Source organism: Brevibacillus sp. NPDC003359 (assembly GCF_042878995.1).
Classification (GTDB): Bacteria; Bacillota; Bacilli; order Brevibacillales; family Brevibacillaceae; genus Brevibacillus.
Genome location: NZ_JBIAOR010000002.1, coordinates 256153 through 271779, shown reverse-complemented (window position 1 = coordinate 271779; position 15627 = coordinate 256153). Strand labels below are relative to the sequence as shown.

General features: G+C 48.7%; 15 protein-coding genes. 13 read left to right on the top strand and 2 right to left on the bottom strand.

The genetic code is table 11. The features are described from left to right. Nucleotides 1-31: 31 nt before the first annotated feature. Nucleotides 32-1384 carry a protein O-GlcNAcase gene (locus tag ACFYU8_RS10910; RefSeq protein WP_390298121.1) on the top strand — a complete coding sequence of 451 codons (1353 nt, stop codon included), beginning with the start codon at nucleotides 32-34 and terminating at the stop codon, nucleotides 1382-1384. A gap of 48 nt (nucleotides 1385-1432) precedes the next feature. Here ACFYU8_RS10910 and ACFYU8_RS10905 read toward each other — a convergent pair whose 3' ends face one another. Continuing rightward, nucleotides 1433-2374, bottom strand: a complete 942-nt coding sequence (locus tag ACFYU8_RS10905) for a DMT family transporter (protein ID WP_390298118.1) — start codon at nucleotides 2372-2374, stop codon at nucleotides 1433-1435. Nucleotides 2375-2607: 233 nt separating this feature from the next. Between ACFYU8_RS10905 and hemA the strand changes: the two genes are divergently transcribed. From hemA to hemL, 6 genes are all read left to right on the top strand, one after another. Next, entirely contained in the window at nucleotides 2608-3972 is a 1365-nt protein-coding gene (gene hemA / locus ACFYU8_RS10900; RefSeq protein WP_390298115.1) for a glutamyl-tRNA reductase, read from the top strand. Nucleotides 3973-4034: 62 nt separating this feature from the next. After that, the gene (locus ACFYU8_RS10895) at nucleotides 4035-4853 is read left to right on the top strand and encodes a cytochrome C assembly family protein (protein WP_017247503.1); all 819 of its coding nucleotides are present in this window, start codon (nucleotides 4035-4037) and stop codon (nucleotides 4851-4853) included. A 24-nt stretch (nucleotides 4854-4877) separates the two neighbouring features. After that, nucleotides 4878-5807, top strand: a complete 930-nt coding sequence (gene hemC / locus ACFYU8_RS10890) for a hydroxymethylbilane synthase (RefSeq protein ID WP_390298111.1) — start codon at nucleotides 4878-4880, stop codon at nucleotides 5805-5807. After that, on the top strand, nucleotides 5804-6616 hold the full coding sequence (locus ACFYU8_RS10885; protein ID WP_390298108.1) for a uroporphyrinogen-III synthase: 813 nt from the start codon (nucleotides 5804-5806) through the stop codon (nucleotides 6614-6616). The genes hemC and ACFYU8_RS10885 overlap by 4 nt, the downstream gene beginning before the upstream one ends. Beyond that, the gene (hemB, locus tag ACFYU8_RS10880; RefSeq protein WP_390298104.1) at nucleotides 6600-7574 is read left to right on the top strand and encodes a porphobilinogen synthase; all 975 of its coding nucleotides are present in this window, start codon (nucleotides 6600-6602) and stop codon (nucleotides 7572-7574) included. Before ACFYU8_RS10885 ends, hemB begins: the two co-directional genes overlap by 17 nt. A 7-nt stretch (nucleotides 7575-7581) precedes the next feature. Next, entirely contained in the window at nucleotides 7582-8871 is a 1290-nt protein-coding gene (gene hemL / locus ACFYU8_RS10875) for a glutamate-1-semialdehyde 2,1-aminomutase (RefSeq protein WP_390298101.1), read from the top strand. 203 nt (nucleotides 8872-9074) lie between these two features. Here the strand turns inward: hemL and ACFYU8_RS10870 are convergent, their stop codons facing one another. Continuing rightward, nucleotides 9075-9752 (bottom strand): alpha/beta fold hydrolase, encoded by a 678-nt coding sequence (locus ACFYU8_RS10870; protein ID WP_390298098.1) that lies wholly within the window; start codon nucleotides 9750-9752, stop codon nucleotides 9075-9077. A gap of 106 nt (nucleotides 9753-9858) precedes the next feature. Here ACFYU8_RS10870 and ACFYU8_RS10865 point away from each other — a divergent pair, with 106 nt between their 5' ends. The 6 genes from ACFYU8_RS10865 (at nucleotide 9859) to hemE (ending at nucleotide 15612) form a co-directional block, all read left to right on the top strand. Beyond that, on the top strand, nucleotides 9859-10650 hold the full coding sequence (locus tag ACFYU8_RS10865) for an alpha/beta fold hydrolase (RefSeq protein ID WP_390298095.1): 792 nt from the start codon (nucleotides 9859-9861) through the stop codon (nucleotides 10648-10650). Nucleotides 10651-10736: 86 nt separating this feature from the next. After that, nucleotides 10737-12611, top strand: a complete 1875-nt coding sequence (locus tag ACFYU8_RS10860; RefSeq protein ID WP_390298092.1) for a bifunctional metallophosphatase/5'-nucleotidase — start codon at nucleotides 10737-10739, stop codon at nucleotides 12609-12611. A gap of 107 nt (nucleotides 12612-12718) precedes the next feature. Continuing rightward, on the top strand, nucleotides 12719-13048 hold the full coding sequence (locus ACFYU8_RS10855) for a PadR family transcriptional regulator (RefSeq protein WP_017247513.1): 330 nt from the start codon (nucleotides 12719-12721) through the stop codon (nucleotides 13046-13048). Further along, complete coding sequence (locus ACFYU8_RS10850) at nucleotides 13035-13586, top strand: HAAS signaling domain-containing protein (protein ID WP_390298089.1); 552 nt, start codon at nucleotides 13035-13037, stop codon at nucleotides 13584-13586. Before ACFYU8_RS10855 ends, ACFYU8_RS10850 begins: the two co-directional genes overlap by 14 nt. Before the next feature lies 1 nt (nucleotide 13587). Continuing rightward, a complete protein-coding gene (locus ACFYU8_RS10845; RefSeq protein ID WP_390298086.1) occupies nucleotides 13588-14436 on the top strand; it encodes a DUF4097 family beta strand repeat-containing protein in 849 nt (282 codons plus the stop codon). A gap of 138 nt (nucleotides 14437-14574) precedes the next feature. Beyond that, nucleotides 14575-15612, top strand: a complete 1038-nt coding sequence (hemE, locus tag ACFYU8_RS10840) for a uroporphyrinogen decarboxylase (RefSeq protein ID WP_390298083.1) — start codon at nucleotides 14575-14577, stop codon at nucleotides 15610-15612. Nucleotides 15613-15627 lie beyond the last annotated feature (15 nt).

The window sequence follows — 15627 nt, the reverse complement described above, 5'->3', positions numbered from 1 at the left end:
CCCAATTCGTCGTGGGGAAGGGAGCATCTGAGTGAGCGGGAGTGCTTGCTTTGCTGTACGTGGTGTGATCGAAGGCTTCTATGGAACGCCTTGGACACATGAAGAGCGGCTGGATATGATCGACTTTTTGCACCGACATGATTACAATGCGTATTTCTACGCCCCCAAAAATGACGTGTTTCTGAGGGAACGCTGGATGGAGCCGCTTCCCGCGAAAGCCAATCAACAGCTAGACGAGCTGATCCAGCGGGCACAGACTCGAAATATGCAGTTTATTTATTGCTTGGGTCCTGGACTCAGCATGGAATATACGAATCGTCAGCACTTGGAGCTGTTGGGTAGGAAGTATCGGGATTTGTATGATCGCGGTGTGCGTTACTTTGCGCTATTGTTCGATGATATCCCCATACACCTGTTGCATGACCAGGATATAGCTGAGTTTGCCCATTTGGCTGAGGCACATGCTCATACGACGCACTACGTGTGGGATTTGATACGAAGCTGGGGCGATCCAGTCAAGCTGGTTGTCTGTCCTACTCAATACAACGGGATTGGAAAAGAAGCGTACATCATGTACCTTGGCCAGCATTTGCCGCCAGAAATCGAGTTGTTCTGGACGGGACGATTCGTCTGCTCGCCCTACCTGACGGACGGCGATGCGATTCGCTTTCAGGAGTACACGGGACATCAGCCATTTTATTGGGACAACTACCCGGTGAATGATTTGGCCATGGCGAACGAACTACATATCGGTCCATTGCGTCACCGTGACCCTGACCTGTGGCAATACGCAGCAGGCTATGTGGCGAATGCGATGTCTAGACCAGAATGCTCGAAGATTCCTTTGATTACGACGGCAGCCTATTTGCGAGATCCGATCGGCTACGATCCTGATACGGTGTGGAAACAAGCCGTAGAGGAAGTGGCGGGACAAAAGGATGCAGATGCTTTCTTCACCTTTGCGGATAACGTGCAGAGCTCGTTTTTATGCGAGGTGGAGTCGCCGCGATTGCTAGAAGCTATCCTGACCTTTCGCTTTCATTTCTTGGAAGGGGATCGGCAAAAAGCCATTGCTGACTTGACGACTCTTTTTCAGAAGATGGAGTCGGCGGCTGACAAGCTGTTGGCAGGGATGACGAATCAGAAGCTTGCGGAAGAAACGAGGCCGTGGGTGGAGAAGTTCCATCTGTGGACCAAGGTTGGTCTGTCGGCAGTCGCTCTCATCGATCATGGGACAAGAGGGCGACTTCCACAAGCAACCTACCACTTGCTCCGGCTCAAACAATGGCTCAAACGAACGGAGCGTTACCCGCAAGAGGTGTGCGGACCGGTCATGCAGCTTTTTGTGGATGCCGTCATGCAAGAGGTCAAGAAGAGCTCATAAAAAAAGTTCCTTTCCCGCAGGGGAGAAGGAACTTTTTTGCTATTCATATCAGGCGGATTCACGACCGTCATTTGGTTTTCTCTGTCGGAAATTCCGCAACCATTCTTGAATCGGAAGTTCAGCCAAAATCATTCCGGTGAAAATCAGGAGACATCCGGTCAACTGTCTTCCGCTCAGTACTTCATGAATATAGACGTAGGAGGTGAGGGCAGCAAACACGGGCTCCAAAGCGAAAATGAGAGCGACCCGCGTCGAGCTGGTTTGTTTTTGTAAGGCCGTCTGAGCGAGAAAGGCAAGTGCCGTAGCGAAAATGGAAGTGACGATCAAACCAAAGGCCACCTCGGGCTTGAACAAGATCGCCGGATCAAAGGCACGACTCCAATCCTCAAAGAAAAAGGCGTACAGCCAGCTTATAACACCTACCGTGCCTAATTGCGTAATGGCAAGGGGCAGTGTTGCAAAACGAGGTGCGTATTTGCCCGTCAAGACGATTTGCATGGCGAAGCAGAACGCACCGCCGAAGACCAATGCATCTCCGAGATTAAAGGAGAACGACTGGTTCTGCGTCAACAAATACAAGCCGAAAGCTGCTAGAATCACGCCGACAATGGCAAAAGGCTTCACCCGATCACGCAAGAGCAAAAACGAGAAAAGCGGCACCAACACGACGGCTAATCCAGTGATAAAGCCAGCTTTGGACGGCGTTGTATACAAGAGTCCTACGGTTTGCAAGGCGTATCCGAGACACAGCCAAAAACCGAGGATAACGCCTGATAGTAGTAGTGGACCTCGCCATTCAGAGGTCTGATGACGTTGACGATTGCGGATGAAATAGATGATGAGTAAAAATAACGATGCAATGGTAAAGCGTAGGGCGTTAAACGTATTGGGAGGCAGCGATGCGATTGCCTGCTGTACGATCAAAAACGTGGTTCCCCAGACTAAAGCGACGAGGAACAGCGTTGTGTCTGCCATCCATGGTTTTCTCAAAGCTTCTTTCCTCTCCTTCCTGACATTTTCGCAATTTTTCTTCTGTTTTCATGTATAGGCGACATAATAAGGTATTCCCGGAAAGAACGCAAGCGGATTATACAGGATATATCCAAAGTACACTCCGTTAATAAACTTTTCACAATTACTCCTATCCGATTCGGGACATAATGATATAATGATAGTGCATTTTACATATGCCGCTAGCAGGTTTGTTATTCTGGGAGGACATTATGGATATTCTTTTGCTGGGTTTAAACTACAAAACAGCTCCTGTCGAAATTCGCGAAAAGTTTACATTCAGCGACGATGGGACAGCACGCGCTCTTCATCTTCTCTCCCAGACGAAGAGTATCGCAGAATGTATCATCCTGGGGACGTGCAACCGGACGGAAATTTACGTCGTTTGCGACCAGGCGAATATTGGCCGAGACTATACGCGCCGTTTTTTGGCTGAATGGTTCGGTGTGGAGAAAGAACAATTTAAGGATCATCTCTATATAAAAGAGAACGAACAGGCAATCGATCACTTGTTCCGCGTCTCTTCCGGTCTTGATTCGATGGTAATGGGAGAAACACAAATCCTCGGACAAGTCCGGGATGCGTTCCTGTTGGCGCAGGAGCGACAAACGACAGGGACCGTCTTCAACACCTTGTTCAAGCAAGCGATTACGTTTGCCAAGCGTGCTCATACAGAGACAGCGATTGGACAAAATGCGGTTTCTGTCAGCTACGCTGCTGTCGAATTGGGCAAAAAGATCTTCGGGTCCTTCGCAGGGAAGTCTGTCTTGATCGTCGGAGCGGGCAAAATGAGCGAGCTGACCGCGAAGCACCTGCACGCAAACGGATCGGAACGCGTCATGGTAGCGAATCGTACATGGGAGCGAGCGCAGCTTTTGGCAGAAAAGTTCAAGGGTGACTCCTGTACGATGGAGCAGCTGCCTGAGGCACTGCTCACAGCAGACATCGTCATCAGCTCGACCGGAGCGACAGGTTATGTTCTCGGCAAAAAAGAACTGGCTCCGATCATGAAACAACGGAAGCATCGTCCATTGTTCATGGTGGATATCGCGGTTCCTCGCGACCTGAATCCTGACTTGCATGATCTTGATAACGTATTCTTATATGATATTGACGATCTCGAAGGAATCGTTGCGAGTAACGTTGCGGAACGTTCTCGTGAAGCGGAACGTCTGGATGTCATGATTCAAGAAGAGATCGTGGCATTCTCGACTTGGTACCAGACTCTTGGCGTGGCGCCACTCATCGCTGCACTGCGTGACAAGGCACACACGATCCAAAGCGAAGCGATGCGAAAAATCGAAAACAAGCTGCCGAACTTGACCGAGCGGGAGATGCACATCATCCGCAAGACAACCAAGGGCATTGTCAATCAACTGTTACACGATCCGGTCGTGCGTTTGAAAGAAATGGCAGCTACCAAAGATGGGGAAGAAGTACTGGATATTTTCGAGAAAATGTTTGCGTTGGAAGAAATCCTGGAACGAAAAGAGCAGGAAGCAATCTGGGCGGACGATAAAAATAAACAGACATCTTCTTCTCGGGAGCAGGTATTCGCTTCCCGGTTCCCTGACTAAGCTGACCTGACAATCTATCTGCTACTGTTAGAAACCGATTGGGAAAGTGGGGGAGAGAGTGCATGGCCGAGGTGAGATGGATCTACGACTTGACGATCTTTCTCTACGCTGCAAGTGTTCTCTTCTATTTTAACGACTTCTTGCAAAGCAACCGGAAAGTCAATCGTCTGGCTTTCGGGTTGCTTGTTGTCGTTTGGGCCTTGCAAACCGCATTTTTTGTCTCACAGGCAGTCATGAAGGGGTATTTTCCTGTTATTACGCTGTTTGAGACGCTCTTTTTTTATTCATGGGTGCTGGTAGGCTTGTCGCTTGCCATTCACTATTTTTTTCGGATTGATTTACTGGTTTTTTTTACTAATATTATTGGGTTCGTCGTGCTCGTCATGTCGATGTTTTTGCCGGAAACGCCGATTGAGGCAGTATCGAGCATCTTGACCTCTGAGCTATTGTTGACGCATGTGACACTGGCCATGTTCAGCTACGGGGCGTTCTCGCTCTCCATGATCTTCTCGGCTATGTACTTGCTTCAGCACAAAATGCTCAAGGAAAGACGCTGGTCGCCGTTGCTCAGGCGTTTGCCTAGCCTCGATCAATTGGAAGGCTACGCGTACCGAATGAACATGTTGGGTGTACCGATGCTCCTGCTCTCGATTGTATTAGGGATCATTTGGGGTAAAATGGTTTTGCCGGAGAAATTTTTGTTTGACTCAAAAGTAGTGCTCTCCGTGCTAGTTCTTGCGATTTATTCGCTGTGGCTGTACCAACGCTATCGGGATACGGTGCAGATGCGCAGACTCGCGCAGTGGAACGTCCTGGCGTTTTTGTTACTGCTTATCAATTTTTTAGGCTTCACTACTTCTACATTTCACGACTGGTGGTAGGGGCTGTTCATCAAGGAGGCTGTCATGGGAAAATGGAAAGTGGGAACGCGTCGCAGCAAATTGGCGCTCACCCAAACGAAATGGGTCGTAGAAAAACTGAAGGGGTTCGCACCTGAAGCTGATTTTGAATTGCATGAAATCGTGACAAAAGGCGATCGAATCCTCGATGTGACCTTGTCCAAAGTAGGCGGAAAAGGGTTGTTTGTCAAAGAAATCGAGCAATCCTTGTTCGATAAGGAAACCGATTTTGCGGTACACAGCTTGAAGGATATGCCGGCTGAATTGCCAGAGGGCTTGGTAATCGGGGCGATCCCGAAGCGTGTAGATCCGCGGGATGTTCTGCTATCCAAGGACGGCAAGACGTTGGATGAACTGCCGCAAGGAGCGTTGGTAGGGACTAGTAGCTTGCGCCGTTCCGCACAAATTCTCGCACATCGCCCTGACATTCAGATCGAATCTCTGCGTGGAAATATTGATACGCGCATGCGCAAGCTCGAGGAAGGCAATTTTGACGCGATCATCCTCGCTGCGGCAGGACTTGAGCGCGTGAATTTTGAAGGGAACATCTCGCAGTTCCTGCCTGTTGAAATTAGCCTGCCAGCAGTTGGTCAAGGAGCACTTGCCATCGAATGCCGTGCAGACGATGAGGAGACACTTGCTCTCTTGAAGAAGTTGGATGATGCACCGACGCGTTTGGCGGTAACGGCAGAGCGTAGCTTCCTGCACAAGCTGCAAGGCGGCTGTCAGGTGCCGATTGGCGCATATGCGACAGTTGGAGAGAACAATGAAATTACTTTGACGGGAATGGTTGGTTCCCCTGATGGGAAGCAAATGTTCAAAAACACGGCGACTGGCCAAGATCCGTTAGCACTGGGCATTCAAGTGGCGGAAGCCCTTCTGGCGCAGGGAGCGGGAGATGTACTTGCGGAAGTATTGCGGGAGAATGAGCAATGATTGTCCACGGATCGCACAAGCCGCTGACTGGCAAGTGCATCATGGTCACGCGGGCAAGAAGTCAAGTTCGCGAGCTCGTTGAACATATTGAGAGGTTAGGTGGAGAAGCGTACGCATTTCCCCTGTTAAAAATGATGCCGCCGACGGACACCGCCAAACTCGACGAAGCCATCACTCAGTTGCCAACATACGACTGGGTGGTGTTCACGAGTGTGAATGGCGTGCGCTTCTTCCTGGAGCGGATGCGTGAGGTCGGGGTTGGACTCGAAGCGATCACTGGCAGAATTGCTGCGGTTGGTCCGAAGACTGCTAAGGCCCTTGAGCATCACGGGCTCGAAGTAGCTGTTATCCCGTCTGATTACGTGGCAGAGGGCTTGCTGTCGAGCTTGTATGATCAGCTGTTGCCTAGTCAGCGTGTTCTGCTGCCTCGCGCAGATATTGCCCGCAAGGCACTGCCAAAGGAGCTCGCTCGCTTGGGGCTTGCTGTGACAGAGGTAGACGTGTATCACACTGTCATTGATGCAGAGCAGGCTCCAGACGCAGCGGAAAAGCTACAGCAAGGTCTAATCGATATCATCTTGTTTACCAGCTCTTCAACGGTGACGCATTTTATGGCAGCGATGGAGCCGTATGCATCATCTGACTGGCTCAAGCATGTTCAGATAGCCTGCATCGGACCAATAACGGCAGATACAGCAAAACAACACGGGTTGTCTGTTCATGTGGTAGCGAGTGAGTACACCGTGGAAGGCTTGCTAGGAGCTATACTAGATAATCTGGGAGGGAATCGACATGGCACAAACATTTGACCGTCATCGCCGACTTCGCAAGAGCGCGGCTATGCGCAATCTGGTGCGGGAGAACCACGTACGGGTGGAAGACTTGATTTATCCGTTGTTTGTAGTGGAAGGAACTGGTATTAAAAATGAGATTCCGTCCATGCCAGGCGTGTATCAGCTCTCCTTGGACTCACTAGCCGAAGAGATGAAGGAAATCGCAGCTCTTGGAATTCAAGCTGTTTTGATGTTTGGGGTACCAACGCATAAAGACGCATGTGGAACAGAGGCGTACAATGATGATGCGATTACCCAGCAGGCGATGCGTCTAATCAAGGAAGCCCATCCAGAAATGATCGTGATTGCAGATACCTGCCTGTGTGAATACACCGATCATGGACACTGTGGTGTCATTCACGAAGGCGAAGTGGTCAATGACGAAACATTGAAGCTTTTGGGTCAGACCGCCGTTTCCCAAGCAAAGGCGGGAGCAGATATTATTGCACCTTCCAACATGATGGACGGTTTCGTGATTGCAATCCGTGAAGCTTTGGACGAGGCTGGTTTTGAGCACATTCCAATCATGTCCTATGCGGTGAAATACGCTTCTGCCTTCTACGGTCCATTCCGCGATGCGGCTGGCTCGACTCCACAATTCGGCGATCGCAAAAGCTACCAAATGGACGCGGCCAATGCACGTGAAGGCTTGCGCGAGGCAGCTTCTGATGTAAAAGAAGGCGCGGACTTTTTGATCGTGAAGCCAGGCCTTGCCTTTATGGACATGGTTCTTCGCCTGCGTGAAAACTTCAACCTGCCGATCGTGGCTTATAATGTGAGTGCCGAGTATTCTATGGTAAAAGCGGCAGCTTTGAATGGCTGGATCGATGAAGAACGTATCGTCATGGAAACATTGGTTGGCTTCAAACGTGCAGGTGCAGATATGATCATTACGTACCATGCAAAAGATGTTGCAAAATGGCTGGCGAGGTGAGCATGAGATGATGAGAGAAAAATCTACTCAGTTATTTGCAGAAGCACAGCATTACATACCAGGTGGAGTAAACAGTCCGGTTCGTGCATTTAAGAGCGTTGGAGGCAATCCTGTTTATATTACAAAAGGAGAAGGCTCCCACATTTTTGATGTGGATGGAAACAGCTATATTGACTACATCGGCTCGTGGGGTCCATTGATATTGGGTCATGCACATCCGCGTGTTCTTGCAGCAATTACTGAAGTAGCCGCGCTTGGAACCAGCTTCGGTGCACCGACTGAGCGGGAAACAGATATGGCGAAGCTCGTCTGTGAGATCGTACCCTCTGTAGAAGTCGTGCGCATGGTGAACTCCGGTACAGAGGCGACGATGAGCGCACTGCGTCTTGCGCGTGGCTATACCCGCCGCAATAAAATCATGAAGTTCGAAGGCTGCTACCATGGTCATGCCGACAGCCTTTTGATCAAAGCTGGTTCCGGTGTGGCTACACTAGGCTTACCAGACAGCCCAGGCGTACCTGAAGGAACAGCACACAACACGATTACGGTTCCTTACAATGATCTGGAAAGCGTCAAGCTTGCATTCGAAGCGTTTGGCGATGATTTGGCAGCAATCATTGTAGAGCCAATCGGCGGCAACATGGGGGTCGTTCCTCCACAGCCAGGCTTCCTCGAAGGACTGCGTGAAATTACGGAGAAACATGGGACATTGCTGATTTTCGATGAAGTCATGACTGGCTTCCGTGTAGCATTGGGCGGTGCACAAGAGCTGTACGGCATTACCCCGGATTTGACAACGATGGGGAAAGTCATCGGCGGTGGCTTGCCAGTAGGTGCATATGGCGGCAAACGGGAGATCATGCAGCAAGTTGCCCCTGCAGGACCAATTTATCAGGCAGGTACGCTGTCAGGGAATCCTTTGGCAATGGCAGCTGGCTTGACTACCTTGCAAGAGCTCAGCAAACCAGGCGCTTACGAACGCTTGGAAAAGATGTCAGCGCGTTTGGCTGAAGGCTTAGCTGACAACGCGAAGAAGCTGGGCATTCCGCACACGCTCAATCGCGTTGGTTCCATGGTTTGCCTGTTCTTTACAGAGACGCCGGTTATCAACTACGAAACAGCGAAAACTTCCGATCTGGAGCGTTTCTCGGCGTACTTTAGCCATCTGCTGGAGGAAGGTATTATGATTCCGCCGTCCCAGTTTGAGGGTATGTTCGTCTCTTTGGCTCATACTGATGAAGATATCGAGCGGACGATTGAAGCAAGCTACCACGCGATGAAAAAAGCGTTTGAATAAAAGGAATGAAAAGAAGAAAGCACTTCCTGCTTTATACAGGAAGTGCTTTTTTTGACTTCTTGCAGGATTTTTCTACCCATTGTCAAAAGTACGAGGAAAAATGCAGATAAATGAGGTGGAGATATGGAAGGGACAATTGTTCACGTACCACAAAAGCACTACAACACCTCTCATTGTACGAGCAAGAGGTGTTGTTTTTGATGTCAATTCATTTCCTTGTCCAAGAAACGCGCTAGTTCACCCATGACAGATTGTAGAACTTGAAGGGAATCATCGACATAGAACTCAACATCGAGGGAGTGCTTGGCATTTTGCGGCAGATAGAGCTGAATGTTTGGCTTGGTAGCGGCGAGCTGATCTACCACACCCTGATTGTAGTAATGATCGGCAGTTCCCGAGACGAGAAAGATCGGTTGGGTAAGAGTCAGCAAATTCGTGTTGACCACATCCTCAGTCAGCAATGGCGTCAACAAGATCGAAGACGAACGGGCAAAACGAGCTTCCTTGAGCAAGCCGCCTATAATTGGCACTGTGCCGAGCGACTTCCCAAGAAAGAAAACACGCTCATATTCTTGCTTGTCTAGCACATGAGAGACAACCGTCTGCATATCGTCGCTGATCCATGCACTTCGTTTTGTGAATGATTCGTTCCAAAAATCCGTATTTTCTTGTCCATAAGCAGCATGCACATGAACGAGATCAATCTGTTTGCTTAAAAAAAGCATGGTAGAATAATACAGATAAGGTCTGTCAAACGAGTAGCTTGCTCCAGGAAAGAAAAAACAGATGGAGCGAGACGGAGCTTGATTTGGCTGAATGAGTGTGTACGATATTTCACTGTCGTTCCTTACGATCACGGAACCTATTTTTGGGTATACCATTTACATGTGCACCTCTTTTCACGTTCATTGAACAGGGAATATATACCAATCGTAAGCGCAGAAGTACTGGGTGACAAGAAATAAAACGATAAAGGAGCATGATTTTATGAAAAAGGAAGTCCAACTGAGTAACGGGATCAAAATGGCCTATGTAGATGAAGGGACAGGGGAGCCACTTGTTTTGATCCACGGCTTTTGCGGAAGCTCAGCATACTGGCATAAGCTTGTACCGCTCATGTCCGAAACGCATCGCGTCATTGCGATCGATTTGCGTGGGCATGGAGATAGCTCGGCCCCTGACGAACCGTATTCGATGGAGCGTTTTGCGGATGATTTGGCTTTGTTTGTGGAAGAGCTGGGTTTATCGAAGATTCATCTTTTTGGACATTCGCTCGGTGGCTATGTGACTTTGGCGTTTGCCAATCAATACACGGACAAGCTGGCGAGCTTTGGGTTGATCCATTCGACCCCATATCCGGATGACGACGCTGCCAAAGCGAATCGGGATAAAGGAGCAGACAACATTCGGCAAAATGGAATGGAACCGTTTATCAAAGCCCTGGTCCCGAAGCTGTTCGCACCCTCGCATATCGACACAAGGAGAGAAGAAGTCCAGTTGGCAAAAGAGATTGGCTTCGCGACGAGCCCAATTGGAGCCATCCAAACATTAATCGCCATGCGTGATCGAGTGGATCGTAATCATGTGCTGCAAGAAACGACTTTACCTGTGCTATTAGTCGCAGGAACAGAGGACCAGATCATTCCTGCTGAAAAAACTTTTACAGTAGATAAAATTAACAGCAAGCAAGTGCTGCTGCCTGAGGTTGGGCATATGGGCATGGTAGAAGCGCCAGAGAAAATGGCTGAAGCATTGGGGAGCTTTCTCAACAAAAAGTAACAAAATCACACCATAGTCCTAGCAAATTTTGCTATAATGAAAACGTTATCCTATTTATTTATACATAGACGAGAGGGGAAATTATCATGAAAAAGGCACGTCGGATTACAATGACGGCGTTTGCGTCTATCGTTTTTGCATCGCTGATGTCTTCCTCAGCATTTGCAGCACCGTTGCATCCCGTACAGCACGTTGACTGGATGGTTAAAAAGGCAATTGTATCAGCGGGTCAAAATGGCGATCTTGCTTTGGATCGTGCCGTAACTCTCGCTGAAGCTACTGTGGTTTTCTCCAAATTGAAAGAGGCAAAAGTTGGAGCAGCCGCTAAAGGTGCTCATTGGTCCACTCCTTACTTCGATTGGGCAAAGGGCCTAGGTGCTCTCACACAAGACGACTATAAAAACCCTGCGCAAGTCGTAACGTCTGCAAAGCTGACTCAAATGGCTGACAAACTGGGCTACAAAATGAAGCTCGACAACAAAGCGACTGTAACGCGCGGCGAATTTTTTCAAGCATTGGGTGATGCGGCTACCACGCATGTAACGATCGCACACACTAACGATACACATGGTCATATTCAAGAAGACAAGAACCAAAAAGAATTCGGCTTTGCCAAAATCGCAACCTTGCTCAAGGACTGGCGTGCAGAGAACGAAAATTTCTTGCTCTTGGACGCTGGTGATACCTTCCAAGGTACCGTTTTCGTGAACCAATTCAAAGGCGAATCTGTTGTTCCGATTCTCAACAGCCTCGACTACAACGTAATGGCAGCAGGTAACCACGAGTTTGACTTCGGTTATGAGCAACTGCTCAAGCTGCGTGACATGCTCGAGCATCCAGTCATCTCTGCTAACGTGTTCAAGGGAGATGGAAAAGAATTGCTGCCACCTGTTTTCAAAGCAGAGATTGGCGGTAAAAAATTCGCCTTTGTTGGTTTCGTAGCGGAAGACACACCTGTATTGACTCACCCTGACAACGTAAAAGGGCTGACATTCAAAAACCCGGTAGAAGTGGCGAAAGTACTTGTACCTGAGCTGAAAAAAGAAGTAGATCACGTGATTGTTGTTTCTCATATCGGAGTGAACGTAGACCGTGAAATCGCGAAAAACGTTCCTGGCATTGACCTGATTGTTGGTGGTCACTCCCATACGCCGCTGAAAGAACCTGAACTCGTAAACGGCACGTACATCGTACAAGACTGGGAGTACGGCAAGTCTCTCGGACGCGCTGACCTCTACTACCTGGGCAAAGAATTGGTAGGATTCAGCGGCGGTTTGAAAGAGTACGATGAAGCAGTTGTGGCTGATCCAGACGTAGACAAGATGGTAAAAGAAATCGTGGGCAAGATTGATACGGTAATGAATGTTGTCATTGCGAAATCCGAAGTGCCACTCGATGGTGACCGTGCACTGGTACGTACGAAAGAAACAAACGTAGGTAACCTGATCACAGATATCATGCTGGAGCGCACGAAGTCCATCAAAGGATATGAGGCAGATGTAGCACTTGCTAACGGCGGTGGAATCCGTACACAGCTGCCAGCAGGCGATATCACGAAAAAAGGTCTGTACACGCTCCTGCCATTCGAGAACAATACACTGGCAGTCGTAGAAGTAACAGGCGAAGAGCTGAAGAAAGCCCTCGAAAACGGCGTGAGCAAGGTAGAAGAGGGAGCAGGACGCTTCCCGCAAGTGAGCGGCATGAGCTTCACGTACAACCCATCCAAACCAGCTGGCGAGCGCGTAGTAGAAGTAAAAGTTGGGGACAAGCCGCTTGACCTGACCAAAACGTATAAATTGGCGACTATCGACTTCCTGGCAGCAGGTGGAGATGGTTACGAATCGTTGAAAAAGCCATTCTTCAACACAGGTCTGTCCATGTACAGCATTGTGGAAGAAGGCTTGATCAAGCGTAAAACTGTCAATCCAAAAGTAGAAGACCGTATTGTTGAAGTAAAATAAGGATTGACCGGACAGGGATGGAGAAAAGCCTCCCTGTCCGTCTTTTATTATGAAGTACCTTGCAATATACAGTACCTATTTGGTAAGCTTTGTCATGGGTGATGTTGATGAACGTACAGTTTAAAAAAGGAGTTCTGGAGCTGTGTGTTCTCGTCTTGACAGCTAAGCAGGACAGATACGGCTACGAACTGGTTGCGAGCATCTCAGAAAAATTCCATATCTCTGAAGGCACGGTGTACCCCTTGCTCCGCCGTTTGACCCAGGAAGGATTTTTTACGACCTATTTGGCGGAATCACAAGAGGGACCTCCACGGAAATATTACCAGCTGACAAATCGCGGACGTCAATACATGAACGACCTCGTCTTGGAGTGGCGAATATTTAACCGCGGGGTAAATGAAATCATAGAGGAGGGACTCGGATATGACAAGGCGTGAGTTTATGGATGAGTTAAATGCTTTGCTTAGCGCTTTGCCTGATAAAGAACGCTTAGACATCCTTGCCGACTATACAGAGCATTTTCTCTTGGGAATGAAACAAGGGAAGACTGAGCATGAGATTGCGGAAGGATTGGGAAGTCCGAAGCTAGTGGCACGCGAGCTTTTGGCTGGCTACCGAATTGATCAGGCACAGTCCAACGCATCGGTAGGGAATATGACGAGGGCAATTGTCGCGACCATCAGCTTGGGATTTTTCAATCTCGTCTTCGTTTTGGGGCCATTTCTAGGCCTGATTGGCCTACTGCTGGGGTTGTATGCGATGACTGCGGCTCTTTTGGTCGCGCCAGTCGGAATATTCTTGGATTACGGGATTCCTGCCCCTTCTCAAGAGCGGCTTTTCCTCCTGTTCTCCAGCATGGTTTCCGTAGGATTGGGCGGAATGTTTGCTATCGGCTTGCTGAAATTGACGAAATGGCTGTATCGCCAGTTCTTGCGTTATCTCCAGTTCAACGTAAAGATGATCAGGGGGAAATAAGATGCGAAATTTGGGGAAAAGACTCTTTGGAATCAGTCTTCTTTTGTTCATCATCGGTGTATGTGGAATCATCTGGCTCTTTACGAAGCAAGAAAATTTCTCATTTTCGTTAAAACAAGTCAATGAAGAGCGCATGATCGAACAAGAGGTAAAGTCGATTGAGTTGCTGACGGAAGCGGCTAATGTGGAAATCATGGCAAGCAAGCAACCAAAAGCGAGCGTACGGATGGTCGGGGAAGTATCCGAACAACAGGAGGAGCGACTGGAGTTTCGGAGTGTAGTCTCACCAGATGGTACGCTGCTCGTAGAACTGCGTGAACGTCCTCACGTCAATATGTTTTATCCTCGCAACGGGAAGGTAAAGCTGGAGCTCTTCCTGCCAGAAAAAGTGTATGAGCAGGTCCAGCTTGAAACAATGACAGGGGATATCAAGAGCGGAATGCTGCGTGCAAAGAACACGAAAATATCCAGCAGCAATGGAGATGTGGACGTGTTGGGCTATGAAGGAGAAACGCTTAACGTCCAGACAGCTACAGGAGATATCAATCTGGCGAATGTTCGCTCGGCCGTTACAATTGAAAGCTCTACAGGCGAGATTGATAAAGTGACAATGCCAGAGTTGACCCATGACGTTTCTATTCGAACGGATACGGGGGATATTCGAGTGACAGTAGCCAAGGAGCCTGCTGCAGCACAGCTAGAAGTAACGACAGATACAGGAGGCATCGAAACCACCTGGTCTAACCTTATATATGAAAAGGACGAGGAATACAAAGTGAAGGCATCGATTGGATCAGGTGGACCCAAAATGACTGTGCGAAGTTCTACCGGGGACGTTCGCATTCAATAGGAGAAGTTTGGAAACACTGATGGATAGGATTGGAAACGGAAGAAACGAAAAGATTTTGACACAAAAGAGACATTACTTGTCGAATGACGAATGGTATCATATTGAAGGAAACATAATTGTGTAAAGCGAGGTTTATTCATGACCGCAAAAACTTTTAACGATACGTTTTTGAAAGCATGTCGCGGTGAAGCGACAGAGCATGTCCCGGTCTGGTACATGCGTCAGGCAGGGCGTTATCAGCCAGAATACCGCGCCATCCGCGCGAAGCATAGCTTTTTTGAAATGAACTACATACCGGAAGTTTGCGCGGAAGTGACACGTCTGCCCGTTGAGCAACTGGGCGTTGACGCTGCAATCTTGTTTGCAGACATCATGACGCCACTAAAACCGATTGGCGTGGATGTGAACATCGAATCTGGCATTGGTCCTGTGATCGCGAACCCAATCGAATCCTTGAAAGATGTGGAGCGTCTGCTTGAGCTCGATCCAGAAACGCATGTGCCGTACATTCTTGAGTCCATTAAAATTTTGCGTCAGCAATTATCTGTTCCATTGATCGGTTTCGCAGGTGCACCATTTACACTGGCTAGCTATATGATCGAAGGCGGCCCTTCCAAGCACTATCATAAGACAAAAGCATTCATGTATACCGAGCCAGCTGCTTGGCAGGCGCTAATGGAAAAACTGGGTGATATGACAATCACTTACCTCAAAGCGCAAGTTAAAGCAGGTGCACAAGCTGTACAAGTATTTGACTCGTGGGTCGGTGCATTGAATGACGAAGATTACCGCGAGTACATTACACCAGTTATGACGCGTATCTTCAACGCGCTAAAAGATACTGGCGTGCCATTGATCTATTTTGGTATCGGGGCTGGTCATCTTTTGATGGATTGGAACCGCTTGCCTGTTGATGTGGTTGGTCTGGACTGGCGTACTTCGATTACGACTGCTCGTGAAATGGGTGTGACGAGGAACCTGCAAGGCAATTTGGACCCAACACTGCTATTGGCTCCATGGGAGAAGCTCGAAGCGAAGGCAAAGGAAATTTTGGATGAAGGCACAAAGCAACCAGGCTTCATCTTCAATTTGGGACATGGTGTATTCCCAGATGCCAAAGTAGAAACGCTGCAACAACTGACGAAGTTCATCCATAGTTACAAAAGGGACGTCTAATCAGGAGGAGCGCTT